Source organism: Streptomyces sp. NPDC051214, from assembly GCF_040682375.1.
Lineage (GTDB): Bacteria > Actinomycetota > Actinomycetes > Streptomycetales > Streptomycetaceae > Streptomyces.
Genome location: NZ_JBFBAT010000003.1, coordinates 413,106 through 438,844, shown reverse-complemented (window position 1 = coordinate 438,844; position 25,739 = coordinate 413,106). Strand labels below are relative to the sequence as shown.

Here is a 25,739-nt window from a genome sequence, read left to right as displayed (position 1 = left end):
AGTGGCCGGACCGCCTTCCGGTGGGCGCGCGGAGTCGCCCACCGGAAGGTGCGGTCAAAAGCGCACCGCGTAAGCGGCGCGGCGGCGCAGGGACTTGGTTCGCTGGGCCTCGTGGAAGCGGGCGTCCTGTTCGAGGATCTCGGTGGCTCGGCGCACCTTCGCCCCGGCCCGTTCGATCGCCTCGTCGAGGGGCATGACCAGGGGCAGTTCGAAGATCTCGACGATCCGCTCCACGCGCTCGCGGACACTGCCGCCCACCACGTGGTACGGGATCTCCAGCTCCTCCAGGGTCTCGATCAGCAGGTCGTCGGACATCTGCCGGAACTTCTCGGAGACCGGCCGGTGGCCGTCCGCCTTCATCTCGAACTCGACCGGCAGGTGCACATAGGCGTCGTAGATCCGCTGGGCACGGGCCTTGGCGACCGCGCCGTAGGCGTCCATGTACTGGCGGTAGAACCGCTTGACCGGGAGTCCGGCCATGTTCTTCACCGCCCGCAGGAACAGGTTGGCCCCGGGGTTGATGCCGACCCGCATGCGGGCCTCGCCGTAGATCCACTCGTGGATCACGGAGCCGTCCGAGATGAACGGCCCCTCGCCGGCCTCGTGGTGGATCCGCTCCTCGAGCCGGCGTAACCCCAGCATCGTCAGCTCCATCGCGCTGAGCTCCTGGACCTGCTTGCCCGGAACGAGGTCCACGAGGATCTCCCGCGACGTCATCGCGTGGGTGCGCGGGATGCCCGTGGCCATCGACAGCGTCTCGGTCGTGGTGCTCTTGCCGCTGGAGTACGTCCCGGAGATCGCCAGGTGCAGACCGGTGTGTGGTGTGGGGGTGCTTGTGTTCCCCATGGTGTGTTCTCTTCCCGTGGTGAGGGACCCGGCCGCAGCCGGGTGTGGGTGGCCCGGCCGCAGCCGGGTGTGAGTGATGTCGTCGGCTGTGCTCAGCCGCCCAGGCCCAGGCCTCCGCTGACCGGCAGGACCGCTCCGGTGACGAAGCGGCCCGATGGGCCGGTGAGGTAGCGCACGGCGGCGGCGACGTCGGCCGCCTCCCCGACGCGGCCGAGCGGAGTGATGGACAGCAGGTGTCCGCGGCGGTCGTCGGTGATCTCGCGGCTCATGTCCGTGTCGATCAGACCTGGCGCGACGACATTGACGGTGATGTTCCGCGGGCCGAGCTCCCAGGCCAGGGAGCGGGCCATGCCGAGCATTCCCGCCTTGGCCGCCGCGTAGTTGACCTGGCCGGGCGCTCCGTACGCGAACGTCATGGAGGAGATCAGCACGATCCGGCCCCAGCGCGCCCGGACCATGCCGCGCACGGCACGCCGTACGGTACGGAAGGCGCCGTGCAGATTGACGTCGACGACATCCGTGAAGTCCTGCTCGTCCATGCGCAGGATCAGGGCGTCCCGGGTGATGCCCGCGTTGACGACGAGCACTTCGACCGGCCCGTGTGCGGCCTCCGCCTCCGTGAAGGCGGCGTCGATGCTCTGGGCGTCCGTCATCTCCGCGCGGACACCGAACAGCCCGTCGGGCGGTGCGGTGTCCCGGTGGGTGACGGCGACCCGGTCACCGTCGGCCGCCAGGGCGGTGGCCACGGCGAGTCCGATGCCGCGGTTTCCGCCGGTGACCATGACCGAGCGTCCCATCAGTGGCTCCCCGGGGTGGTGGCGTCGTGCGCCTGACGGGCCCGCTGACCCGACGTACGGCGGAGTTCCGCCGTACGTCGGCCGGTGAGTGCCAGGTTCCGGGCGGCTGTCGTGACGATCAGGAGGCCGATCTCCCCCAGGCTGAGGTGCTCGTCCATCGCGTGCTCGGTCATCGGGATCACCTCGCCGAGCCGGTCGCCGCCACGCAGTACCGCGACGCATCGGCGAACAGGTGCTCGACGGCCGCCGCGAGGCGGTCGGCCGTCAGCGCGTTGGGCAGCAGCCGCCGGGCGAAGCGCGGGCTCAGCGGTGTTCCGTCACGCGGTTCCTCCGTCAGCAGCGACGGCAGGAACGCCATCGGTGTACGGGCCAGTTCGGCGTCGCTCTCCGCGAGGAAGCGCGCCGCACGTTCCCTGTGTACCTCGGGCAGCCAGTCGAGGAACGGCAGACCGACCTCGACGACCTCGTCGTCCGCGGCCCCCTCGAAGCCGATGTCCGCCTGCATGTCCACGTGCATGTCCGCCTGGTGCCGCAGCAGTTGACGGGGCGCGGCCCGCCACTCCTCGCGCAGCATCGGCACGCGGCATCGGGCCTCGTCCAGCAGGACGAGCAGCGGCCGTTCCCCGTCCAGGTGCTCGCGCACCTCGGCACGCTCCTTTTCGTTCGGCCACAATGCCGTCGGTGTCCAGTGCCTGGGACCCATTCCGTGGCCGTGCTCTTCCCAGAGCAGGCGGGCCGGCCCTTCGAGCACGACGAGCACGTCTCCTAATCGGAGCGTGGGCGTAAAGCGCATGATCTCTATCCCCCGTTGCGTTTCTTGCGTTTCTTGCATTTCTTGCGTCTCACGCATTTTGTACGCGTCTTATTCTTTTTTTGCGCCTGCCCGCGTGGTTATGCGGCGACAGCGGGCAGACGGTGCGCCAGCCAGCAGCGGCCGTCGATCCCCGCGAAGTCGTCGACGGCCAGTTCCGCGGTGCGCCAGCGGGCATCGCCCATGGACAGCAGCCGGGAGTTCGCGGTGCGCACGGTCGGGGTGAAGCTGTGCCCCAAGGGGCGCACCGGCGTGCCCGCGCTGATGACGAAGCGCCGCATCCAGAGCGTGTCGGTGCTGCCGCGGGACAGCCCGTCCTGTGCGTAGAGCAGGACCTGAGCCAGTTGGGCCACGCCCACGAGCGCGTCGACCAGGGAGACCGACGGCCCGTAAGCCGCTTCCGCCCCGCAGGTGCGCGCGTCCCCGCGGGTGTGGGCGTCCTCGTCCGTGGCGACGACGCGCTGCAGCCCTTGGATCTGCTGCCGGTCGAGGTCGACGCGGACCTGCTCGGCGTGCTGGGCCCGCTGCTTGTAGCCCACCCCGTAGTGGCGTGCGCGCGCCGGCCCGAGCGCCTGCTTCTCGTCGTCGTACGTGACCGGGGTCCCCGCCCGGCTGCCCTGCCCGTGCACGAGCGTGCAACGCACCTTCAGGCTCCCGACGCGGCAGTCGAACGTACTGGCCAGCGTGGCGCGTTCCCCGGTGGGCCCCTCTTCCCCGGTGGAGCCCCCTTCCCCGGTCGGACCCTCGACGGCGACCAGCCTGCCGCGTACGGGAAAGTCCGCGAGGTCCTCGTGCGGCGCGCTGCCGGCCCGTACGTCCGCGCTGCGCAGCCAGATCCTGCGCCGCTCGGCGGCGCCGAGCCCGAAGGCCCGGCCGAGGTGCGTCTCCGCCAGGTTCGCGGCGAGCACCAGCGCGTCGATGCTGCTCAGATGCGGTCGCAGCTCACCGGCGCCCGATTTGCGGGACCAGTCGCGCGGATAGGTGAGCGTGCCGCGCGCGGTGACCAGCGCACCCGGGTCGGCGGAGCCATCGGTGGTGATGTCCTTGAGGCCCTGGGTGACGCGCTTGTATCCGCTTCCGAAAAAGCGGGAGCTGCCGGGCCCGAGGCAACTTTCCAGAGATCCGTATACTAATTCCTTGCTGCTCATTCCCCGTTTACCTTCCCCCATGTCGCGAGTCATGCGACCCGGACAGAAAAAACACTATCCGGCACATCAGAGGGAAAGCAATTAGTCAAGGTAATCTGTGACGGCCTCCACAGATCGACCCAAAGTAAACCTCAAATAGGGAGTCTTTAACTCCAGTTGCACCGCAGAATTCACGGAATTCGGTGGGCCATCAGGACGCCCGGACACCCGGACACCCGGACATGCGCAGATCACTCGCAGGCGACCACGCGCGGCCAGCGGTCGGCCAGCAGATCGCCGAGCAGTGTCCGCAGCCGCTCGCGGTCCTGCGCGGGCACGGCGGAGAGAAAGTCCTGTTCCACGGCGTCGACGGCGCGCCCCGCGCGTTCGAGCGCCGCGCGGCCGTCGTCGGTGAGACGCAGGATGTAGCGCCTGCGGTCCGACGGATTGCGCCGCCGCTCCACATGCCCGGCCCGCTCCATCTCGTCGATCAGGGCCACCATGGTCGTCGGATCGAGGTGGAGGAGTCTGCTCAGATCCTGCTGAGACAGGGTCAGATCGCTTTCCAGCGCCGCGAGAACGTAGAAATAGCGCAGGCGCATACCCTGCGCCATGAGCGCCTTCTCCGCGTCCTCCATCAGGATCGATCCTGCCTTGTTCAGCAGATAGCCGGTCCTGCGGACGAGGGGAAAGTCGAGCCCGGCGGGTTGCGCCGGAGTGGGCGTCGCCTCAGTCATCCGGGCCGCTCCCCTTTTACTGCTGTCATTTCGGTGAAGGGACCGGGCCGGGGGATGCTGTCGCTCGGTCATGCCGAGCATCCCCCGTGCCGATCGTCGATCACGTCAAGGGTACTGGCGCTGACACCGGCCTCCAAGGCCGGTGTCACGCAGGGTGCCACGACTGTTCGGGGTGGGTAGCCCGGCCGTCTCCGACCGGGTCACCCATCTCCCCCGACCCGGTGGCTCACCCGTCTCCCCCGGCATGTACGGACTGGGCCACGGCCGGCGCTCCGGCGCTCTCCCCCTCCAAGAGCCCCTGTGGCTGGCCGGCGTTGACGACAGTCCGGCTGCTCTGCACGTCCACGGTCTCGCCCCGGGCGCTCTCGTGCAGATCGCGCGTACGGATGAAGGCGAAGCCCACCACCGCACCGACGGCGGCGACGAGCGCGCACACCAACATCACATCCGTCAGCCCGTCCACGAAGGCGGCGCGCGCCGCCGCTTCGAGTGCGGGCGCCGCCCCCGAGGGCGCACGGCCGACGGCTTCCGCGCCGCCGCCCGCCGCCACGGCCTCACCGAACTCGTGGGCGGACGCCCCCAGTTGCCGCCCGGCATCGGACTGCGTGAAGAGGTCGGTCACCCTGCCCTGGAACGCCGCGCCGAATCCCGCGATGCCGATGGCCACGCCCACTTGCTGGAACGTCTCGTTGATCCCCGAGGCCATGCCGGCCTTGGACGGTTCCACGACGGCGATGGACAGCGAGGCACGCGGCGGATTGAAGAGACCCATGCCCAGGCCGATCCCGAACATGCTCGGCAGCAGCGCGGTCCAGGAGGTGTCCGGACCGGTGAGCGCGACCAGGAAGAGCCCGACCGCGATGAGTGCGAGGGAGGTCCCCATCAGCAGCCGCTGCGGCACCCGGGTCGTCAGCGACCCGGAGATCGCGGCCGCCACGAACAACGTCCCGGTCAGCGGAAGGAACCGCAGGCCCGTCTCCCACGGCGAGTACGCGAGGACGTTCTGCACGTACGACACCAGGAGGAAGATCGCGGACATGGTCGCGGCGGCGCACAGGAGCGTCACCACCGAGACCCCGTTGAACGTCCTGTTCCTGAACAACGACAGCTGGAACATGGCCCGTTCGCCCCGCCGCCGCTCCACGACGCCGAACATGGCGAGCAGCAGCACAGCCGCCGCGAACATGCCGACGATGGGGGCGCTGCCCCAGCCCTCGGCCTCCCCTCGCAACAGCCCGAGCACCAGCAGGGTCAGCGCGCCGGTGAACAGCACCATCCCCCACCAGTCCACCGCCGGGGCCGACTCCGCTCGGGACTCGCGCATCCGCAGCACGCTCACGGCCATGGCGAGCAGCCCGACCGGCACGTTCACCAGGAAGATCCAGCGCCAGCTCAGCCCGTCGGTGAGCGCGCCCCCGATGAGCGGGCCGAAGGCGATGGACAGCCCGACCACGCCCCCGAAGATGCCGAACGCCTTGCCCCGGTCCTTGCCCTGGTACTCCTGGCCGATCAGCGCGGGACCGACGGCGAACAGGACCGCTCCCCCCAGCCCCTGGACCCCCCGGGCCACGGACAGGACGACGGCGTCGTTCGCCAGGCCGCAGGCGAGCGAGGCCACCAGGAACACCACGAAGCCGATGTTGAAGACACGCTTGCGCCCCAGACGGTCGGCCAGCGATCCGGCTGTCAGCAGCACGGCGGCGAGACCGAGGGCGTACGCGTCGAGCACCCATTGGAGCGAGGTGAAACTCGCGTCGAACGCATCCCTGATGTCGGGCAGCGCCACATTCACCACGGTCAGGTCGAGCAGCAGCATGAACGTGGCCACACACACCACGGCCAGGGTCCACCCCCGCCCGCCCACCGAGGTCGTTCGTCCGGACATCATTCCCCCGAGATCTAAATGATCTACTTCTCAAATCATCGATGTTCCCAACGATTTGAAAAGCTACGAAGGCCCCGGACACCTGTCAACGGAGCGCTCGGGTCTCGGCCATGATCCCCCGCAAACCGGCCGGAAACCGCCCGAGACCCGCGCCCTCACCCCAGGAACGAAAGCCGAACCTCACGCCGGGGGTTGTCCCGGTTCGTGTCCACCAGGCACACCGACTGCCACGTCCCCAGCTCGAGGCGGCCCCCCACCACCGGCAGCGTCGCGTGCGGCGGCACCAGGGCGGGCAGGACGTGGTCGCGGCCGTGGCCGGGGCTGCCGTGCCGGTGCTGCCAGCGGTCGTCGGCGGGGAGCAGGGTGTGCAGCGCGGCGAGCAAGTCGTTGTCGCTGCCCGCGCCGGTCTCCAGGATCGCCACCCCGGCAGTCGCATGGGGCACGAAGACGTTGAGCAGACCGTCGCGGCCGGCCGCCGCCTCACTCAGGAAACCCTCGATGTCGCCGGTGAGGTCGAAGACCTTCTCGGACGACCCGGTCGTGATGTTCAGGACACGTGTGGTGAAAGCATCGGACATGGGTCCATCCTCCCTCAGGGATCGTCCGCCCGCTGAGCTGCGGCGTCCGCCTTTCGAGACGGCATTGACCGTACGCGGACGACCTGGCTACGTTCTGCGGCATGTTGCGTTCAGCCCTGCTCACCACGCGCGGTCACATCGACCTGCTGCGGGTGGCTTCTGCTGCGTGTCGTCGCGGCTGCTGACGCCTTCTCAGTTCACTTCTTTTCTCTCGCTCTTCTCCGTCCTGATGCCTTCGCGCGGTTGACCGCCCCGTCCTGCGCGTAGGCCTTTCGGGCATCCCTCCCTCCTGCCCTGGAGCACCCATGAGCATCACCCATGCCCCGCCGGATCCCCCATCCGACATTTCGGGAATATCCAAGGGCGCCGAAGACACCCGTCCGGCCGATCCCGATCTCGTTCCCATCGTCCCGTCCTCCACCCGTCGCACCCGCGTCCCCCGCTGGCTGCGGCGCACGTCCGGCCCCCTCGCGCTGCTCGCCCTGTGGCAACTCCTCAGCTCCACAGGGGCGTTGAGCAAGGACATCCTCGCCTCACCGGGGACCATCGCGGGCGTCGCCCGTGATCTCCTCGCCGACGGCTCACTGACCTCCGCCATGGGGGTCTCCCTGCAACGGGTCGCGGTGGGACTGCTGCTCGGCACCGTCGTCGGGACCTCGCTCGCGCTCGTCTCCGGGCTGTTCCGCGTCGGCGAGGATCTCGTGGACGCCAGCGTGCAGATGCTGCGCACCGTGCCGTTCGTCGGGCTCATCCCGCTGTTCATCATCTGGTTCGGCATCGGCGAGGCGCCCAAGATCGCCATCATCACGCTCGGCGTCTCCTTCCCGCTCTACCTGAACGTGTACGCGGGCATCCGCGGGGTCGACTCGCAGCTCATCGAGGCCGGTGAGTCCCTCGGTCTCTCCCGGTGGGGGCTCGTGCGGCACGTCATCCTGCCGGGCGCGCTGCCCGGTGCGATGACCGGGCTGCGTTACTCCCTGGGCATCGCGTGGCTCGCCCTCGTCTTCGCCGAGCAGATCAACGCGGACTCCGGGATCGGCTTCCTGATGGTCCAGGCGCGTGACTTCCTGCGGACCGACGTGATCGTCGTCTGCCTGATCGTCTACGCCTTCCTCGGCCTCATCGCCGACTTCATCGTCCGCACCCTCGAAAGGCTGTTGCTGCAATGGCGACCGACATTCACCGGCCGGTGACCCCCAGCACGCCCACGCACGCGGCCAGTTCGGCCGTACGGGTCGAGGGGCTGACCCGCGCCTTCGACGGGCGTGCCGTCATCGATCGCCTCGACCTCGACGTGCGGCCGGGCGAGTTCGTGGCGCTGCTCGGACGCAGCGGCTGCGGCAAGTCGACCCTGCTGCGCATCCTGGCCGGGCTCGACCGGGACATCGAGGGCACGGTCCTCGTGCCGCGCCGCAAGGCCGTCGCGTTCCAGGCACCCCGGCTCATGCCCTGGAAGCGGGTGTGGCGCAACGTCCTGCTCGGGCTGCCGGGCAAGCCCGGACGCGGCGCCGCGGAGCAGGCGTTGGAGGAGGTCGGCCTCAAGCACCGTACGAACGCCTGGCCCAAGACGCTCTCGGGCGGCGAGGCCCAGCGCGCCTCACTGGCCCGCGCCCTGGTGCGCGAGCCCGATCTGCTGCTGCTCGACGAGCCGTTCGGCGCACTCGACGCGCTCACCCGCATCAAGGCCCAGCGCCTGGTCGACGAGCTGTGGCAGCGGCGCGGCTGCGCCGTCCTGCTGGTCACCCACGACGTGGAGGAAGCCGTGCTCCTCGCCGACCGGGTGCTCGTCATGGACGAGGGCGTCATCGCGTACGAGACCGAGATCGACCTGGACCGGCCGCGCGGCATATCCGATCCGCGCTTCGGCGAGCTGCGTGCCGAGCTGCTGCAGCGCCTTGGCGTCGACGCTCCCGATCACAGCGCGGAAGCCGCCGCGGCGTGAACCCAGCTCATGCCCCCTCCCTCATGACCGGCACGGACACACCGCACAGCACGTCCAGTACGAACAGCCCGCCCAGACCGAACGGACTCATCATGCGACGACACCTCGCCGCCCCCGCCCTGCTCCTCCCCCTGGCCCTGCTGCTCGCCGCCTGCTCCGGCTCCCCCTCCGCGAGCACCTCGTCCGCGGGCGCGGGCGGCGGGACCGACGGCCAGGGGTCGCTCACCCTCAACGTCGGTGACCAGAAGGGTGGTTCGGAGGCCGTGCTGCGCGCGGCCGGGGAGCTCGACGACCTGAAGTACAAGATCCGCTGGTCCACCTTCACCTCCGGGCCTCCCCTCCTGGAGGCCGTCAACGCCAAGGCCGTGGACATCGGCGCCGTCGGCAACACGCCGCCCGTCTTCGCCGCCGGAGCCGACTCGAAGATCTCCGTGGTGGCCGCGAACCACGGCACCGCCTCGGGCGAGGCGATCCTGGTGCCCGACGGCTCCCCCCTGAAGAAGACCGAGGACCTCAAGGGCAAGTCCGTCGCCGTGGCGCAGGGCTCATCGGCCCACTACCAGCTGATCGCGTCCCTGAAGGAGGCCGGGCTCGGCATCAAGGACGTCAAGGTCAAGTATCTGCAGCCGGCCGACGCGCTGGCCGCCTACACCAGCGGCAAGGTGGACGCCTGGGCCGTCTGGGACCCGTACACCTCGCAGGTTCTGGAGAGCAAGAAGGGGCACGTCCTGACCGACGGGGACGGTCTGGTGAACGGCCTCTCCTTCCAGGTGGCGGCGCCGGGCGCGCTCAAGGACAAGAAGAAGTCCGCCGCGATCGACGACTACCTCAAGCGGCTGCGCAAGGCCCAGGACTGGGTCTACGACCACCCGGAGGCGTGGGCGAAGGTCTGGGCGAAGGACACCGGGCTGCCCTACGAGGTCGCGCTCGCCGCGGTCAAGCGCAGCAACGGCACGCGGGTCCCGGTGGCCGTCGACAAGGACGTGATCGCCTCCGAGCAGGAGATCGCGGACATCTTCGCCGACCAGAAGCTCATTCCGCGCCGCATCGACTTCGGCGACTACGTCGACACCCGCTTCAACGGCGACCTGCCGCCCTCTACCAGCAAGCCGCGCACGTACCGCAAGGAGTCCTGACCATGACCGTCCACCTCAACTGGTTCCTGCCCACCGGCGGCGACGGACGCACCCTCGTGGACCGGCACGCGTACACCGACGGCGGCATCAAGCGCTCCCGTGTCACACCGGTCAGCGGGGTGCGGGCCCCCGACATCGACTACCTGATCCAGATCGCCAAGGCGGCCGAGCAGTTGGGCTTCGAGGCGGTCCTTACCCCGACCGGCACCTGGTGCGAGGACGCCTGGCTGACGACGGTCGCCCTGGCCCAGCACACCGAGCGGCTCAAGTTCCTGGTCGCGTTCCGGCCCGGCGTCATCTCCCCGGTGCTCGCCGCGCAGATGGCGGCCACGTATCAGCGCATCACGCGCGGACGGCTGCTCCTGAACGTCGTCACGGGCGGAGACTCGACCGAGCAGCGGCGCTTCGGCGACCATCTCGACCACGATCGCCGCTATGCCCGCACGGACGAGTTCCTGTCCGTCGTGCGGGGCGTGTGGGGCGGAAAGCCCTTCGACTTCCACGGCGAGCACTACGACGTGGAGGGCGGTCTCACCGCGCTGCCGCCGGACCCGCTGCCGGAGATCTTCTTCGGTGGTTCGTCGGCGGCGGCCGGTCCTGTCGCGGCGCGGCACACGGATGTGTACCTCACCTGGGGCGAGCCGCCCGAGCAGGTCAAGCAGAAGATCGACTGGATTCGTGGGCTCGCCGAGGAGCAGGGGCGCACGGTCCGGTTCGGGATCCGGCTGCACACCATCTCGCGCGACTCGGCCGCCGAGGCGTGGGCCACGGCGAACCGGCTGCTGGACGACCTCGACCCGGACACCATCGCCGCCGCCCAGCAGGCGCTCGGCCGCAGCGAGTCGGTGGGCCAGCAGCGGATGCTCGCGCTGCACGGCGGTTCCCGCGACGAGCTGGAGATCTCGCCGAACCTGTGGGCGGGCGTCGGTCTCGTGCGGGGCGGCGCGGGCACCGCGCTCGTGGGCAGCCACGCGGACGTCGCCGACCGGATCGAGGAGTATCACGCGCTGGGCGTCGAGCACTTCGTGCTCTCGGGCTATCCGCATCTGGAGGAGGCGTACTGGTTCGGCGAGGGCGTCATCCCGGACCTGGCGGCGCGCGGTCTGCTGCCCCGGGTTCCGGCATCCCGGCTCGCCGGCGTGCCCGCGGCGAACGGGCGTCCGGCCTCCGCTCCGGGCGGCGCCCCGCTTTTGGTGGCGGGCGGGCGCTGACCCGCGGGCCCGCACGGGAAGATCCCGTACCCCGATGGAGTTAGTAGAAGCGTGAACGACCTCGGGGTACGGGACGCGGCGGCGCGGGATGCGACCGCACATGAAGCGGTACGCGACGAAGCGGCACGCGAGGTGGACGTCGTCGTCATAGGCGCCGGGCAGGCGGGCCTGTCCAGCGCCCACCACCTGCGCAAGGCCGGCCTCGTGCCGGATAGGGACTTCGTCGTCCTGGACCACGCGCCCCGACCCGGCGGCGCGTGGCAGTTCCGCTGGCCCTCGCTCACCTACGGCAAGGTGCACGGCATGCACGCGCTGCCCGGCATGGAACTGACGGGCGCCGACCCCGCGCGCCCCTCGTCCGAGGTCATCCAGGAGTATTTCGAGGAGTACGAGCGGCGTTTCGACCTGCGGGTGCACCGTCCCGTCGACGTCCACAAGGTGCGCGAGGGCGAGGGCGGGCGGCTGCTCGTCGAGACGTCGGCCGGGGTCTGGTCGGCGCGCGCGCTGATCAACGCCACGGGGACGTGGGACCGGCCGTTCTGGCCGCGCTACCCGGGACAGGAAACGTTCCGCGGACGGCAGATGCACACGGCCGTCTACCCGGGGCCCGAGGCGTTCAAGGGGCAGCGGGTGATCGTCGTGGGCGGCGGGGCATCGGGCACCCAGCATCTGATGGAGATCGCCCCGTACGCGACGCAGACCACCTGGGTCACCCGGCGCCCGCCCGTCTTCCGCGAGGGACCCTTCGACGAGAACTGGGGGCGTTCGGCCGTCGCCATGGTCGAGGAGCGGGTGCGGCAGGGGCTCGCGCCGCAAAGCGTGGTGTCCGTGACCGGGCTGCCCGTGAACGACGCCATCCGTCAGGCCAGGGCCGACGGGGTGCTCGACCGGTTGCCGATGTTCGACCGCATCACGCCGAGCGGCGTCGAGTGGGACGACGGGCGCCGCGTGGACGCCGACATCATTCTCTGGGCCACCGGATTCCGGGCGGCCATCGACCACTTGGCTCCGCTGCGGCTGCGCGAGCCGGGCGGCGGCATCCGCATCGAGGGCACCCGCGCCGCCGTCGACCCCCGCGTCCACCTGGTGGGGTACGGCCCCTCGGCCAGCACGATCGGCGCGAACCGAGCGGGGCGCGCGGCGGTACGCGACATCAAGCGACTGCTCGAGGACGTCCCGATCACGGTGTGAGACCCGGGACCGGGACGTCCGGGACCTAGCCGGCCTGCTTTGCCTCGCCCTTCTTCTCGCTCTGGTTCTTGTTGAACTCCGCCACGTTCTTCTGCTGCTCCTCGAAGTTCGCGGTGAAGCGGGTGTCGCCGGGCTTCACCGTCACGAAGTACAGCCAGTTGCCCGGCGTCGGATTGATCGCCGCGCGCAGCGCCTCCTCGCCGGGGTTGCCGATCGGGGTGGGGGGCAGACCCATGCGCGTGTAGGTGTTGTACGGGCTGTTGATCTTCGTGTCGCTGTCGCGGGTCTTCAGCGTGGAGCGGTTCAGGGCGTAGTTGATCGTCGAGTCCATCTGCAGCGGCATGCCTTGCTCGAGGCGGTTGTGGATGACCCGGGCCACCTTGCCCATGTCGGCCTTGGAGCCGGCCTCGGCCTCGATCATGCTGGCGATGGTGACGGTCTGGTAGACGTTCATGGTGTTGCGGTCGGCGCCCGCCGTGACCTGACTGCCGCCGAACTTCTTGGCGGCCGTGTTCACCATGTACGAGAGCACGGATGCGGGGGTCGACTTCTCGTCGATGGGATACGTCGCCGGGAAGAGGTAACCCTCCGGGTTGCCGCGTGCGTCGCCGGGGAGTTTGAGGTGCGCCTTGGGAAGGGACTTCTTCGTGGTGCCCGCCGGTACATCGAGGGCCTTGTCGACGGCCTCGTACACCTGACTGGTGCGCCAGCCTTCCGGGATGGTCAGCGATTCGGGGCCTGCGTCGTCGTCCGGGAGCAGCAGCGGCACCGCCACGGCGGTGACCGCCGCGACGGTTCCGGTCGCGATCAGGGCGATCCGGCCCCGACGCGTCAGTCGAATCGTGCCCCGGCGCGGAGTCTTGGTCTGCAGCATGCGGGCACATTATCGTGCAAACACGGACATACCGAGCATATTTTCATGTCGCTGGCTCCAGTTGGGCGTCCCTGCGGACCAGAGCGGCGTAACGGCCGTCCTTCTCCAGGAGCTCCTCATGCGTACCGCGCTCGGCGGTCCTGCCCGCGTCCAGGACCACGATCTGATCGGCGCCGCGGACCGTGGAGAGCCGGTGGGCGATCGTGAGCGTCGTCCGGTCGGCGGACAGCGCGTCGATGGCGTCCTGCACGGCATGCTCGGTGTGCGTGTCCAGGGCGCTGGTCGCCTCGTCCAGGATGAGCACGGGCGGATCGCGCAGGATCGTCCGGGCGATGGCAAGGCGCTGCTTCTCGCCACCGGAGAAGCGGTGGCCGCGCTCGCCGACGACCGTGTCGTACCCGTCGGGCAGGGACGCTATGTGGTCGTGGATCTGGGCGGCCCCGGCGGCGGCGATCAGCTCCTCGTCCGTGGCGTCGGGCTTGGCGAAGCGCAGGTTCTCGGCGACCGAGGCATGGAAGAGGTAGGTCTCCTGGGAGACGACGCCGACCGCGCGGGCCAGCGTGTCGAAGTCCAGGTCGCGTACGTCGACGCCGTCGATCGTGACGCGGCCGCCCGTCACGTCGTACAGCCGCGGCACCAGATAGCTGAGGGTCGACTTCCCCGAACCGGTGGGGCCCACGACGGCCAGGCTGCCGCCTGCGGGGACGGTGATGTCGATGCCGTCGAGGATCGGGCGGCTCCGGCCGTCCTCCCCGTCGTAACGGAACTCGACGTCCTCGAAGCGGACTTCGCCCTTGATCCTGTCGAGGCGCACCGGGTGCTCGGGCTCGGTGATGTCGATGGGCAGGTCGAGATACTCGAAGATGCGCTGGAAGAGCGCGAGCGAGGTCTGGATCTGCACACCGGTGGAGAGCAGGCTCACGGTGGGCCGGAACAGGCCCTGCTGGAGCGAGACGAAGGCGACGAGCGTACCGATCGAGACCGTCGGGCCGCCCATCTGGAAGGCCAGGCCCGCGGTCCAGTAGATGACGGCGGGCATGGCGGCCATGACGATCGAGATGACGGCCATGCGCCAGCGCCCCGCCATGTTCGAGCGGACCTCCAGGTCGACCAGGCGGTCGGACTCCTCGGCGAAGGTCTTGGTGAGCGAGTCGGAGCGGCCCATCGTGCGGCCGAGCAGGATGCCGCTGACGGAGAGCGACTCGGTGACCGTCGCCGCCATCGCGGCCATCTGCTTCTGCCGCTGCGTGGCTATCTTCTTGCGTTCACGGCCGACCCTGCGGCTGATCCACACGAAGACGGGCAGCAGGAGCAGCGAGACGACGGTGAGGCGCCAGTCGAGGGCGAGCATCGCGACGATGGTGGCGATCACGCTGGTGAGGTTCGAGACCAGGGAGGTGGCGGTGGAGGTGACCGTCGCCTGCATGCCGCCGATGTCGCTGGCGATGCGGGACTGGACCTCTCCGGTGCGCGTCCTGGTGAAGAAGGCGAGCGACATGCTCTGCAGCCGGCCGTAGACAGCGGTGCGCAGGTCGTGCATGACGCGCTGCCCGACCGTCGTGCTGATCAGGGTCTGCAGGACGCCGAAGACGCTGGTGACGACGGCACTGAGGATCATTCCCAGGGCGAGCAGGCTCAGCAGGCCGGTCCGTCCCTGCGGGATCGCGGTGTCGAGGATTTCCTTCAGCAGGAAGGGGGTGGCGACCGAGACCAGGGAGGCGGCGCCGACCAGCAGGCCGACGATCGCGAGGCGAGCGCGGTAGGGGCGGAAGAGGCGCAGGATGCGGCGGATCTGCCGCGGCTGTTCCTCTTGGCCGGGGGCCGGGGGCTGCGGTGTCCACTTGGGTTCGTCGTGAGGCATGGGCTCCTACGGGGGGTGGGACGGCTGTCGGCAGTGACTGCCGACGATGGCTGAGCGATCATAGCTCACTGTTACCTATACTCACAATGCACAAGGTCCTGATAATGTTCCCGCATGAACACCCCGGACGCCGACGGACTCCTCGCCGAACAGCTGCTGCGGCTGACCCGCAGGCTGCACCGCATCCAGAAGCGCCATCTGGTGCCGATCGGCATCACCCCGGCCCAGTCGCGCCTGCTGCGCACCCTCGTGCAGTACGACACCCCGCCGCGCATGGCTGACCTCGCCCAGCACCTCGAAGTGGTCCCGCGTGCCGTGACGAGCCTGGTCGACGGCCTGGAGGCGGGCGATCTCGTGCGGCGCGTCCCCGATCCCACCAACCGCCGGGTGATCCGCATCGAGCTCACGGACGCGGGACGCAAGGCTCTCGGGGAGCTGCGCGGCGCGCGCCTGGCCGCCGCGGAGGACATCCTGGCTCCACTGGACGCCGAGCAGCGCACGCAGCTCGGCGGCCTGCTCAACGCGCTCTTCGATGTGCGGGACGCCCCCGGCCGCTGACACCGGGCGCCCGCCGCCGACCGACCCGCCCGACCGTCCGACCCCGCCGAGGAGAGCTCATGCCGTTCCTGGAGCCCAAGCCGGAAGCCCTGCGCCCCGTGACGCACCCGGAGGCACCGGCGCACGACCGGGTGCCGGACCGGCAGGCCAAGGGCACCCCCGAGCCCCTGCGCTCGGAGCTGTCCGCGCTGCTCGGCGAGGACAAGGTACTGACGAAGATCTCCGACCTCGTGCGGTACGCCTCCGACGCGAGCCCCTACCGCTTCGTGCCGCAGGTCGTGGTCGTCGCCGAGGACATCGACGACATCTCGGCCGTCCTGTCGTACGCGCACGGCAGGAGCCGCGAGGTCGTCTTCCGCGCGGCGGGCACCTCGCTCAACGGCCAGGCCCAGGGCGAGGACATCCTGGTCGACGTGCGCAAGCACTGGGCGGGCGTGGAGGTCATCGGCGACGGCGAGCAGGCCCGCATCGGCCCCGGGACGACCATCCTGCGGGCCAACGCCACACTCTCGCGGCACGGCCGTGTGCTCGGCCCCGACCCGGCGAGCGCCATCGCCTGCACGATCGGCGGGGTCGTCGCGAACAACGCCTCCGGGATGACGGCGGGCACCACCCGCAACTCGTACCGCACGGTGGCCTCACTCACCTTCGTCCTGCCGACGGGCACGGTCGTCGACACCGCGGACCCGGACGCCGACGCACAGCTCGCGCACGCCGAACGGGCCCTGTGCGAGGGCTTGTTGCAGATCAAGCGCGAGATCGAGGCGGACCAGGAGCTCACGGCCCGTATCCGCGCCAAGTACGAGATCAAGAACACGAACGGCTACCGCCTGGACGCGTTCTTGGACGGCGCGACGCCCGTGGAGATCCTGCGCGGCCTGATGGTCGGCTCCGAGGGCACCTTCGGGTTCATCTCGGAGGTCGTCTTCGACACGCTTCCGCTGGACCGGCACCTCACCACGGCTCTGCTGTTCTTCCCCTCCCTGCCGGCCGCCGCGGCTGCCGTCCCCCTGTTCAACGAAGCGGGCGCACTGGCCGTCGAGCTGATGGACGGCAACACCCTGCGCGCCTCGACCAGCGTCGCGGGCGTGCCCGCCGACTGGGCACGGCTCCCGAAGTCGACCGCCGCGCTCCTGGTGGAGTTCCGCGCACCGGACGAGGCAGGCCGGGAGGCGTACGAGGCCGCGGCCGCCAAGGTCGTCGAAGGGCTCGAACTCGTCGCGCCCGTTCCCTCGGTGACCAACGCCTTCACCCGCGACCCGAAGACGATCGGGGGCTACTGGAAGGCACGCAAGGCCTTCGTGACAGCGGTCGGCGGCTCCCGCCCCTCCGGGACGACACTGATCACCGAGGACTTCGCGGTGCCGCCGTCGCGGCTCGCCGACGCCTGCGGGGCCCTGCTCGAGCTCCAGACACGGCACGGCTTCGACGCCGCCGTCGCGGGTCACGCCGCGCACGGCAACCTTCACTTCCTGCTCGCCTTCGACGCGGGCCTGCCCTCGGACGTGGAGCGCTATGCCGCGTTCATGGACGAGTTCTGCCGGCTGACCGTCGAGCGCTTCGACGGCTCGCTCAAGGCCGAGCACGCGACGGGGCGCAACATCGCCCCGTTCCTCGAGCTCGAATGGGGGCCGAAGGTCACGGAGTTGATGTGGCGCACCAAGCAGGTGATCGACCCGGACTGCGTGCTCGCACCGCGCATCGTCCTGGACCGCGACCCCAAGGCCCACCTCCGCGGCCTCAAGACCATCCCCAAGGTGGAGCTGATCGCGGCCCCCTGCATCGAGTGCGGCTTCTGCGAACCCACCTGTCCCAGCGAGGACTTGACGACCACTCCGCGCCAGCGGATCGTGCTGCGCCGCGAGATGATGCGCCAGAGGCCCGGCTCCCCGGTCGAGGACGGCCTGGTCGAGGCGTACGGATACGACGCCGTGGACACCTGCGCCGGCGACTCCACCTGCAAGCTGGCCTGCCCGGTGGGCATCGACACCGGAGCCCTGATGAAGGACTTCCGGCACGCACGGCACTCGCCGCGCGAGGAGAGGGCGGCCGCCGTCGCCGCCACAAACTTCAAGGCGGTCGAGGCTGCCGCCAGGCTCGCGGTGGCCGCCGCCGACCGGATCGGCGACCGGCTCCTGACCTCGGTCACGCGCGCCGCCCGCAAGGCCGTCCGCCCCGACCTGGTCCCCGAATGGCTGCCGGACATCCCGGGGGCGGCCGCCCGCAAACTGCCGCGCACGCAGCCCGGGGGCGCGAGCGCCGTGTACTACCCGGCGTGCGTCAACCGCATCTTCGGGAGCCCCGGTGACCGCTCGCTGCCGGAGGCGATGGTCGCCGTCGCCGCGCGTGCGGGCAAGCCCCTCTGGATTCCGGACGACGTGGCGGGGACCTGCTGCGCCACGATCTGGCACTCCAAGGGCTATGACCAGGGCAACGCGGTGATGGCCAATCGCATCGTCGAGGCGGCCTGGGCCTGGACGGCGGGCGGAAGGCTGCCGCTGGTGGTGGACGCCTCGTCCTGCACGCTCGGCATCGCGCACGAGGTCGTGCCCTATCTCACCGCCGAGAACCGCGAGTTGCACCGGGAGCTGACCGTCGTCGACTCCCTCGTCTGGGCCGCGGACGAGCTGCTTGCGCACCTGACCGTGCACCGCACGGTCGGCTCCGCCGTCCTGCACCCCACTTGCTCCATGAGCCACCTCGGTGACGAGGCCCAGCTGCGTGCCCTCGCCGAGGCCTGCGCGGACGAGGTGGTCGTCCCGGACGACGCGGGCTGCTGCGCCTTCGCGGGCGACCGCGGCATGCTGCACAAGGAGCTGACGGAGTCGGCCACCCGCAAGGAAGCGGCCGAGGTCACCTCCCGCCCCTACGACGCGCACCTCTCGGCGAACCGCATGTGCGAGGTGGGCATGGACCACGCGACGGGCCGCTCCTACTACTCCGTGCTCCTGGAGCTGGAGCGCGCGACGCGGCCGTGAGCACAGCACCGCACGCCGGATGAAATAAATCCAACTCCCTGGCCACTTCGGTCCCTTGCGCCACGCCCATCCCGCCATCAGGGTGGCATCCGTTCCAGCGCAGGCATCCAAGCCACGGAGGTCCGATGCACGACGAGCACGCCACCCCGAACCCCGACGAGTCCGCGACCCCTGAAGACTCCGCGGACGGCGCATCCCGCCGCGCCGTGCTCCGCACCGCCGGCCTCGCCGGAGCCGGGCTCGGTCTCGGCGCACTCACCGGCGGCACGGCACACGCCGACGCCCCCCAGGGCGCGCCCGCGGGCGCGGCCACGGCCGCCGACGCGCCGCCGCGCAAGGGCAAGACCATGGTCGGCGTACCCTTCCAGCGGCGTTCCACGGTGCGGGTCGGCATCGTCGGGCTCGGCAACCGCGGCGGCAGCATGATCGACCTGTTCCTGGCGATCCCGGGAGTGAAGGTCGTCGCGCTCTGCGACCCGGTCAAGGACAAGACGGCGGCCGCGGCGAAGAAGGTCACCGACGCGGGCCAGCCCGCCCCGGCGACGTACACCAAGGGCGATCACGACTTCGAGAACCTGTGCAAGCGCGGTGACGTCGACTTCGTGTACGTGGCGACGCCCTGGGACTGGCACTTCGACATGGCCAGGACGGCGATGCTCAACGGCAAGCACGTCGGCGTGGAGTGTCCCATCGCCCTTCAGCTCGACCAGCTCTGGGAGCTGGTCGACCTCTCCGAGCGCACGCGCAGACACTGCATGCAACTGGAGAACTGCTGTTACGGCAAGAACGAGATGCGTGTCCTGCGCATGGCCCACGCGGGCAAGTTCGGTGATCTGCTGCATGGAGCGGGCGCCTACAACCACGACCTGCGCGGCCTGATGTTCGACCCGGACTACTACGAGGGCCCCTGGCGGCGCCTGTGGCACACGCGGCTGCGCGGCGACCTTTACCCCAACCACGGCTTCGGTCCCGTCTCCAACTACATGGACATCAACCGCGGCGACCGCGTCACGCACATCTCCAGCTTCGGCACGCCCGCCCTCGGTCTGGCCGAGTACCGCAAGGAGCACATGCCCGCGGGCGACCCGAGCTGGAAGGAGACGTACATCGAGAGTGACCGCACGATCAGTCTCGTCCAGACGGCGAAGGGCCGGGTGATCCGCCTGGAGCACGACGTCAGCACCCCGCACCCCTACTCCCGGATCAACAGCCTCGGCGGCACGAAGGGCGTCTTCGAGGACTACCCCGAGCGCATCTACATCGAGCCGGACCACACGAACGACGAGTGGGGCGACTTCGGCAAGTACGCGGCCGAGTTCGACCACTGGCTGTGGAAGGAGCACTCCAACCCGCCGGGCGGGCACGGCGGCATGGACTACATCATGATCTTCCGTCTGATGCAGACCATGCAGCTCGGCCTCGTCCCGGACTTCGACGTCTACGACGCCGCGGTCTGGACGTCACCCGTCCCCCTGAGCCACCTCTCGATCAAGGCGAAGGGCGCGCCGCAGGCCATCCCGGACTTCACTCGCGGGATGTGGAAGAAGGCCCGCCCGGGAGTGGACTCGGAGAAGCCGAAGGCGTAAGGGGCTTGGGCCCGGCAGTGCTCACATGGGCACCGCCGGGCCCCGGTCAAGCCCTAGCCCTTCAAGTTCGTCTTGTCGCCCATCAGCACGACCGGGTGCTGCTTCGGGTCGAGGTTCTTCAGGAGGTAGCGCATGCCCTCCTTCGACAGGCTGACGCAGCCCGACGTGCCGCTGCCGTGGTCCATGTGCAGCCAGATGCTGCCGCCCTTGGACTGGCCCTGGGGGCGGGTCGGGTCATTGGGCGGGGTGCCCTTGGCGCGGTTGTAGTCGATGGCGATGACGTAGTCGAAGTCGTGCCAGTGCGACTTGGCCCAGTAGTGGGGCGCCTGCATCGACGCGCTGCGGGTGTACGGGAGGCCGGCGCCGGGATCGGCGAGGACGCCGCCCGCGTCGGTGAGCGTGAAGACACCCACCGGGCTGCGCTTGTCGTTCTCGCGGTGGTCGGTCGTCCAGCCCTTCTTGCCGTTGTGCGCGGCCCAGGTGCGCGTCTTGTCCCAGGTCGAGCCGGATTTCTCGTACAGGACGACCGTCGACTTCGCCGAGTCCACGCCCTCTCCGTAGACCGCGACGACCTGCCGGGAGTTCTCGGGGATCTTGCTCCGCAGGCGCTCACCCACGTCGGGGATGCGCTTGAGGTCGGTCGTCGGCGACGCCTCGGCTCTCTTCGCGCGGCCCGCGCCCTGGTCGTTCTTGGCTCCGGCCCTCGCCCCGTCGTCCGAACTTCCGCAGGACGTCAGAAGAACACCGCAGGCCGCGACGGCGGCCGCCGCTCGCACCGCACCGGCTATACGCATCCGTCCATGGTCGCACTCGGTTCACGCGAGCCGCGCCGGCGCCCGGCCCGCGATCGAGAAGGGGCCGAATCTTTACTCGCCGACGGAAAATCGTTTGCCTCGCGCCACCGTGCGAGGCGAACCTTTCACGGCCTGTTACCTCCGCTCGATGTCGGCCGCCTCCCTCCGCGGAGCCGCTCCCCGCCCATCCGCCAACGCCCGATCACCGTCGTCCGTTCACGCCGGCACGCTCCGCCGAACCGACGATTCCGTCTCTCCGACTTTGGGACGTCACACGTCATGCAGATTCGCGACCTTCCGTACACCGACCCGGGCATGCCGGATGCCCGCTCGGGCCCTCACTTCCTGCGCTGGCTCGGGCGGAACCAGCTCGACGGCCAGCTGAAGTCCCTCGCCTGGGGCCTCCTGCACTTCGGCTCCATCGCGGTGCTCCCCTACCTCGTCGGCGTCGCCGTGCAGGCCGTGATCGACCGGTCCGGCGAACGCCTCGCCGTCGCGGGCGCGGTGATGCTGCTGTGCGGCATGGCCATCGCCCTGGGCGACACCATGCTGCACCGCACCGCCGTCACGAACTGGATCACCGCGGCCGCCCGTGTCCAGCAGCTGCTTGCCCGCAAGACCGCCCAGCTCGGCTCGGCGCTCACCCGGCGCGTCGCCGCCGGTGAGGTGGTCGCCGTGTCCACCGGTGACGTCGAGAAGATCGGGTGGTTCGTCGAGGCGGCGTCACGTTTCGCGGCGGCCGCGCTCACGGTCGTCCTCGTCTGCGTGGGCCTGGTCGTGTACCAGCCCGCCCTCGGCGTCGTCGTCGCGGTGGGGGTCCCGGTGCTCGCGCTCGCCGTGCTGCCGCTGCTGCCGCGCGCCACGCGGCGGGCCGATCACCAGCGGGAGAAGGCAGGGCGCGCGACCGAGCTGGCATCGGACACCGTGGCGGGCCTGCGGGTGCTGCGCGGCATCGGCGGCGAGGAACTCTTCCTCGACCGCTACCGCCACGCCTCGCAGGAAGTGCGTACGGCCGCCGTGCGCAGCGCCCGCATGTGGGCGGCGATCTCGGCCGTCCAGGTGCTGCTGCCGGGGCTGCTCCTGATCGTGGTCGTCTGGCACGGCGTGAACCTGGCCCGCGAGGGCCGTATCACCATCGGCGAGCTGGTCACCGTCTACAGCACGGTCACGCTGCTGACCTACCCCTTGCGGCACTTCGAGGAGATCGCGATGGCCTACAGCTTCTCGCGCCCCTCTGCCAAGCGCGCCGCCCGGGTGCTCTCCCTGCAGCGCACGACGCAGGCCGGTGACGAGCCGCACGACGAACCGCGTGTCGACGGCGGGACGCCCGCCGGCGATCTCTACGACCCGGCGACCGGGCTCCTCGCACCCTCGGGTCGTCTCACCGCCGTCGTGTGCGGCGATCCGGACGAGGCGGGACGGCTCGCCGAACGCCTGGGCGGGCACGCCGCGTTCGACGAGGCGGAGAAGCTGCCGTCCGTGCGGCTCGGCGGGGTACCGCTCGACGAGGTCCCGCTGGCCACCGCCCGAACCGCCGTCCTCGTCCAGGACAAGGACCCGGTGCTGCTCTCCGGCACGCTCCGCGGACTCCTCGACGTACCGTCGTCGGGAGCGGTGAGCGCCGACGAGGCACTGGAGGCCGCGCAGTGCGCGGACGTCCTGGACGCCCTCGCGCAGGCATCGGTGGACGAGGCCCCGCTGGACGCCCATGTCACCGAGCGCGGACGCTCTCTGTCGGGCGGCCAGCGGCAACGCCTCGCGCTGGCCCGCTCGCTGGTCACCGACCCCGGCGTCCTCGTGCTCGACGAGCCGACGTCCGCCGTCGACTCGCACACCGAGGCGCGGGTCGCCGACGGCGTCAAGGGGCTGCGCAAGGGACGTACGACCGTGGTCCTCACCTCGTCGCCACTGCTCCTCGACCGGGCCGAGCGTGTGGTCTTCCTGCACGAGGGCGAGGTCGCGGCGGTGGGCGTGCACCGCGAACTGGTGCACACCGAGCCGCGCTACCGGGCGGTCGTCACCCGCGAGACGGACGAGGAACGAGCGCCGAAGGCGCAGACCGGCATCAGGACCGGCATCAACATCGACATCGAGGAGACGGCATGATCGGCCTGGCGCCACCGGAGTACGACCCGGCGGCCCCGACCACCGCGGACACCCTGCCCGTCGGCGCGCCCGCGACGGTCGTGGCCTACGTACGCGAGCTGGTCAAGCGGCACCGCCGGGCCTTCGCCCTGCTCGTCACGGTCAACACCTGCGCCGTGATCGCCTCGATGGCGGGTCCCTACTTGCTGGGTGATCTGGTCGAGAGCGTCGCGGACGGCGCCCGCGACCTTCATCTGGGCCGCACCATCGGCCTGTTCGCCGTCGCTCTCGTCGTGCAGGCCCTCTTCGTCCACCAGGTGCGGCTGCGCGGCGCGATGCTCGGTGAGCGGATGCTGGCCGACCTGCGCGAGGACTTCCTGGTGCGGTCGGTCGGGCTTCCGCCCGGCGTGCTGGAACGGGCCGGGACGGGCGACCTCCTTTCACGGATCACCACGGACGTCGACCGGCTCGCGAACGCCATGCGGGAAGCGGTGCCGCAGCTCGCGATCGGCGTGGTGTGGGCCGCGCTGCTCATCGGCGGACTCGCCGTGACCGCGCCGCCGCTGGCTCCCGCCATCCTCGTCGCGGTGCCGCTGCTCGTGGTCGGCTGCCGCTGGTACTTCAAGCGGGCGCCCTCCGCCTACCGTTCGGAGGCCGCCGGGTACGCCGCGGTCGCCGCCGCTCTCGCCGAGACCATCGACGCGGGGCGGACGGTGGAGGCGCACCGGCTCGGGAAGCGCCGCGTGGACCAGTCGGAGCGTCGTATCCGTGAATGGACGGCGTGGGAACGGCACACGCTCTATCTGCGTTCCGTCCTCTTCCCGGTCATCACCTTCACGCACACCCTCGTGCTCTGCTCTGTCCTGATGATCGGCGGAGTGTTCGTCCTGCAGGGCTGGATCGATGTCGGGCAGTTGGCCACCGGCGCACTGATCGCGCAGATGCTCGTCGATCCGCTGGGGATCATTCTGCGGTGGTACGACGAGCTGCAAGTAGCTCAGGTGTCGCTGGCCCGCCTGGTCGGCGTACGGGACATCGAGCCGGACACGGGTGACGGCTCCGTCACGCCCGAGGGACGCGATGTGCTCGCGGACGACGTGCACTTCGGCTACCGCGCGGGCGTCGACGTCCTGCGGGAGGTCTCCCTCGCCGTGGAGCCGGGCTCGCGGGTCGCCCTGGTCGGCCCGTCCGGCGCGGGCAAGTCGACGCTGGGCAGGCTGCTCGCCGGGATCTACGCTCCGCGGGCCGGTCATGTGACGCTGGGCGGCGCGGAGTTGTCGGCCATGCCCGCGGAGGACGTGCGCTCCCACGTCGCGCTGGTCAACCAGGAGCACCACGTCTTCGTGGGTTCGCTGCGCGACAACCTCCTGCTCGCGAGGACCGGGGCGCGGGACGCCGAACTGTGGGCGGCCCTTGGCGCGGTCGACGCGGACTCCTGGGCGAGGGCCCTGAGCGAGGGCCTGGACACCGAGGTGGGCTCGGGCGGCTTCTCGCTCACCCCGGCGCAGGCCCAGCAGATCGCGCTGGCCCGTCTGGTCCTCGCCGACCCGCACACCCTGGTCCTCGACGAGGCGACCTCGCTCCTCGACCCGCGCGCGGCACGTCACCTGGAACGTTCCCTCGCGCGCGTCCTGGACGGCCGTACGGTCGTCGCCATCGCGCACCGGCTGCACACCGCGCACGACGCGGACGTCATCGCGGTGGTCGAGAACGGCCGGATCAGCGAGCTGGGCAGCCATGACGAGCTGGTGGGGGCGGGCGGCGCGTACGCCGCGCTGTGGCGGTCCTGGCACGGGTAGAGGTGCCGCCGCTCCCGGACACCGGGGGCCCGGCCCGCCCTACGCTTCGAGGACCTCGCGCAGCCGGAGCGCGAACTCGTCGGGCTTGCCCGGGTATCCGGAACTGGCGTCCGTGAAGCCGCCGTGGTGGCTGGGGAACACGACCGGCCGCTGCCCCAGCAGCGTGGCCGCCGCTTCCGCGGTACGCCAGGTGAACACGCCCTCCGACTCCTCCCCCACCGCGAGCACGATGCGCGTAGGAGCCGCGGCGAGCGCGCCGACGTCGAGCTGATGGCCGCTGACCGCCCAGGACCGGTCGGAGAGCAGCGGGTCGTCGCGTGAGCCGTCGTCCTGGGTCGGCAGGCCGAAGGCGGCGGGGTCGGGGGCGGGCTGCGCGAAGTAGGCGTCGGTGTATTCGCCCTGCCATGACGTCATCGCGATGAAGGCGGCCATGCCCGCGCCCCAGCCGCTCTTGTCGTACGCGTCCCGCACACCGGCCCGCGCGCGCTCGGCGGCCTCGGCGTCGGGCAGCGCGGAGAGCAGCGGCGGCTCGTGCGCGACCAGGGTGACCACGTCGTCGGGGTACGCCGCCACCAGTGCCAGCGCGACCACGGCACCACCGCTGCTGCCGAACAGCTCGACGGGCCCGGCCCCCAGTGTGTGGATCAAGGCGTGCACGTCGCCGGCCTGGACCTCGGGGTCGTGGTCGTCCCTGCCGTCGCTGCGGCTGCTGCGGCCGAGGCCGCGCGGGTCGTAGGTGACCACGGTGCGGTCGGGCAGCCGGGCCACCAGGGCGGCGAATCCGTCGGCGGTCATGGGCTGGCCGATCATGAACAGCAAGGGGCGCCCGTCCGCCGTCGGCACGGGGCCGTGCACGTCGTAGGTGAGCTCGGCGCCGGGGGTCGTGAGCGTATGCGTATGCGTCGTCATGGTGGTGTAGACCCCGCTCCCGGCCAGAACTCAT

At 70.5% G+C, this 25,739-nt stretch carries 23 protein-coding genes; 11 read left to right on the top strand and 12 right to left on the bottom strand.

Going from position 1 to position 25,739, the window contains the following annotated elements; all coding sequences use genetic code 11:
• Positions 1-54: 54 nt before the first annotated feature.
• The 8 genes from AB0M70_RS09910 to AB0M70_RS09875 all read right to left on the bottom strand — a co-directional run bounded on the left by AB0M70_RS09910 (position 55) and on the right by AB0M70_RS09875 (position 6,781).
• Positions 55-846: an AAA family ATPase gene (locus AB0M70_RS09910; RefSeq protein WP_365818277.1), complete on the bottom strand. Its 792-nt coding sequence runs from the start codon at positions 844-846 to the stop codon at positions 55-57.
• A 92-nt stretch (positions 847-938) separates the two neighbouring features.
• On the bottom strand, positions 939-1,643 hold the full coding sequence (fabG, locus tag AB0M70_RS09905) for a 3-oxoacyl-ACP reductase FabG (protein WP_365818275.1): 705 nt from the start codon (positions 1,641-1,643) through the stop codon (positions 939-941).
• Positions 1,643-1,816: a hypothetical protein gene (locus AB0M70_RS09900; protein ID WP_365818274.1), complete on the bottom strand. Its 174-nt coding sequence runs from the start codon at positions 1,814-1,816 to the stop codon at positions 1,643-1,645. The genes fabG and AB0M70_RS09900 overlap by 1 nt, the downstream gene beginning before the upstream one ends.
• Positions 1,817-1,821: 5 nt before the next feature.
• Positions 1,822-2,436 (bottom strand): hypothetical protein, encoded by a 615-nt coding sequence (locus AB0M70_RS09895; RefSeq protein ID WP_365818272.1) that lies wholly within the window; start codon positions 2,434-2,436, stop codon positions 1,822-1,824.
• 98 nt (positions 2,437-2,534) lie between these two features.
• Positions 2,535-3,602, bottom strand: coding sequence for an AvrD family protein (locus AB0M70_RS09890; RefSeq protein WP_365818270.1), 1,068 nt, complete (start codon positions 3,600-3,602; stop codon positions 2,535-2,537).
• A gap of 230 nt (positions 3,603-3,832) precedes the next feature.
• Positions 3,833-4,318: a MarR family transcriptional regulator gene (locus tag AB0M70_RS09885; protein WP_365818268.1), complete on the bottom strand. Its 486-nt coding sequence runs from the start codon at positions 4,316-4,318 to the stop codon at positions 3,833-3,835.
• Positions 4,319-4,544: 226 nt separating this feature from the next.
• Positions 4,545-6,203, bottom strand: a complete 1,659-nt coding sequence (locus AB0M70_RS09880; RefSeq protein WP_365818266.1) for an MFS transporter — start codon at positions 6,201-6,203, stop codon at positions 4,545-4,547.
• 155 nt (positions 6,204-6,358) lie between these two features.
• The gene (locus tag AB0M70_RS09875) at positions 6,359-6,781 is read right to left on the bottom strand and encodes a secondary thiamine-phosphate synthase enzyme YjbQ (protein WP_365818264.1); all 423 of its coding nucleotides are present in this window, start codon (positions 6,779-6,781) and stop codon (positions 6,359-6,361) included.
• Between the two features lie 101 nt (positions 6,782-6,882).
• Here AB0M70_RS09875 and AB0M70_RS09870 point away from each other — a divergent pair, with 101 nt between their 5' ends.
• From AB0M70_RS09870 to AB0M70_RS09845, 6 genes are all read left to right on the top strand, one after another.
• A complete protein-coding gene (locus tag AB0M70_RS09870; protein WP_349817350.1) occupies positions 6,883-6,966 on the top strand; it encodes a putative leader peptide in 84 nt (27 codons plus the stop codon).
• A 120-nt stretch (positions 6,967-7,086) separates the two neighbouring features.
• A complete protein-coding gene (locus AB0M70_RS09865; RefSeq protein WP_365818262.1) occupies positions 7,087-7,974 on the top strand; it encodes an ABC transporter permease in 888 nt (295 codons plus the stop codon).
• The gene (locus AB0M70_RS09860; protein ID WP_365818261.1) at positions 7,947-8,723 is read left to right on the top strand and encodes an ABC transporter ATP-binding protein; all 777 of its coding nucleotides are present in this window, start codon (positions 7,947-7,949) and stop codon (positions 8,721-8,723) included. Before AB0M70_RS09865 ends, AB0M70_RS09860 begins: the two co-directional genes overlap by 28 nt.
• Before the next feature lie 92 nt (positions 8,724-8,815).
• A complete protein-coding gene (locus tag AB0M70_RS09855) occupies positions 8,816-9,859 on the top strand; it encodes an ABC transporter substrate-binding protein (protein WP_365818259.1) in 1,044 nt (347 codons plus the stop codon).
• Between the two features lie 2 nt (positions 9,860-9,861).
• A complete protein-coding gene (locus AB0M70_RS09850) occupies positions 9,862-11,070 on the top strand; it encodes an LLM class flavin-dependent oxidoreductase (RefSeq protein ID WP_365818257.1) in 1,209 nt (402 codons plus the stop codon).
• Positions 11,071-11,202: 132 nt separating this feature from the next.
• The gene (locus AB0M70_RS09845) at positions 11,203-12,261 is read left to right on the top strand and encodes an NAD(P)-binding domain-containing protein (protein ID WP_365818781.1); all 1,059 of its coding nucleotides are present in this window, start codon (positions 11,203-11,205) and stop codon (positions 12,259-12,261) included.
• A gap of 25 nt (positions 12,262-12,286) precedes the next feature.
• Here AB0M70_RS09845 and mltG read toward each other — a convergent pair whose 3' ends face one another.
• Complete coding sequence (gene mltG, locus AB0M70_RS09840) at positions 12,287-13,132, bottom strand: endolytic transglycosylase MltG (protein ID WP_365818779.1); 846 nt, start codon at positions 13,130-13,132, stop codon at positions 12,287-12,289.
• A gap of 46 nt (positions 13,133-13,178) precedes the next feature.
• Positions 13,179-14,996, bottom strand: a complete 1,818-nt coding sequence (locus AB0M70_RS09835) for an ABC transporter ATP-binding protein (RefSeq protein WP_365818255.1) — start codon at positions 14,994-14,996, stop codon at positions 13,179-13,181.
• 114 nt (positions 14,997-15,110) lie between these two features.
• Between AB0M70_RS09835 and AB0M70_RS09830 the strand changes: the two genes are divergently transcribed.
• The 3 genes from AB0M70_RS09830 (at position 15,111) to AB0M70_RS09820 (ending at position 20,118) form a co-directional block, all read left to right on the top strand.
• Entirely contained in the window at positions 15,111-15,554 is a 444-nt protein-coding gene (locus AB0M70_RS09830; protein ID WP_365818253.1) for a MarR family transcriptional regulator, read from the top strand.
• Positions 15,555-15,613: 59 nt separating this feature from the next.
• Positions 15,614-18,532: an FAD-binding and (Fe-S)-binding domain-containing protein gene (locus AB0M70_RS09825; RefSeq protein WP_365818251.1), complete on the top strand. Its 2,919-nt coding sequence runs from the start codon at positions 15,614-15,616 to the stop codon at positions 18,530-18,532.
• 125 nt (positions 18,533-18,657) lie between these two features.
• Positions 18,658-20,118 (top strand): Gfo/Idh/MocA family oxidoreductase, encoded by a 1,461-nt coding sequence (locus AB0M70_RS09820; protein WP_365818249.1) that lies wholly within the window; start codon positions 18,658-18,660, stop codon positions 20,116-20,118.
• A gap of 53 nt (positions 20,119-20,171) precedes the next feature.
• On the opposite strand, the gene AB0M70_RS09815 is transcribed toward AB0M70_RS09820, so the two are convergent.
• The gene (locus AB0M70_RS09815) at positions 20,172-20,912 is read right to left on the bottom strand and encodes a L,D-transpeptidase family protein (protein ID WP_365818247.1); all 741 of its coding nucleotides are present in this window, start codon (positions 20,910-20,912) and stop codon (positions 20,172-20,174) included.
• Positions 20,913-21,191: 279 nt separating this feature from the next.
• Between AB0M70_RS09815 and AB0M70_RS09810 the strand changes: the two genes are divergently transcribed.
• Positions 21,192-23,018: an ABC transporter ATP-binding protein gene (locus AB0M70_RS09810; RefSeq protein ID WP_365818245.1), complete on the top strand. Its 1,827-nt coding sequence runs from the start codon at positions 21,192-21,194 to the stop codon at positions 23,016-23,018.
• The gene (locus AB0M70_RS09805) at positions 23,015-24,796 is read left to right on the top strand and encodes an ABC transporter ATP-binding protein (protein WP_365818243.1); all 1,782 of its coding nucleotides are present in this window, start codon (positions 23,015-23,017) and stop codon (positions 24,794-24,796) included. Before AB0M70_RS09810 ends, AB0M70_RS09805 begins: the two co-directional genes overlap by 4 nt.
• Positions 24,797-24,835: 39 nt before the next feature.
• On the opposite strand, the gene AB0M70_RS09800 is transcribed toward AB0M70_RS09805, so the two are convergent.
• Complete coding sequence (locus tag AB0M70_RS09800) at positions 24,836-25,705, bottom strand: alpha/beta hydrolase (RefSeq protein WP_365818241.1); 870 nt, start codon at positions 25,703-25,705, stop codon at positions 24,836-24,838.
• Positions 25,706-25,739: the final 34 nt, after the last annotated feature.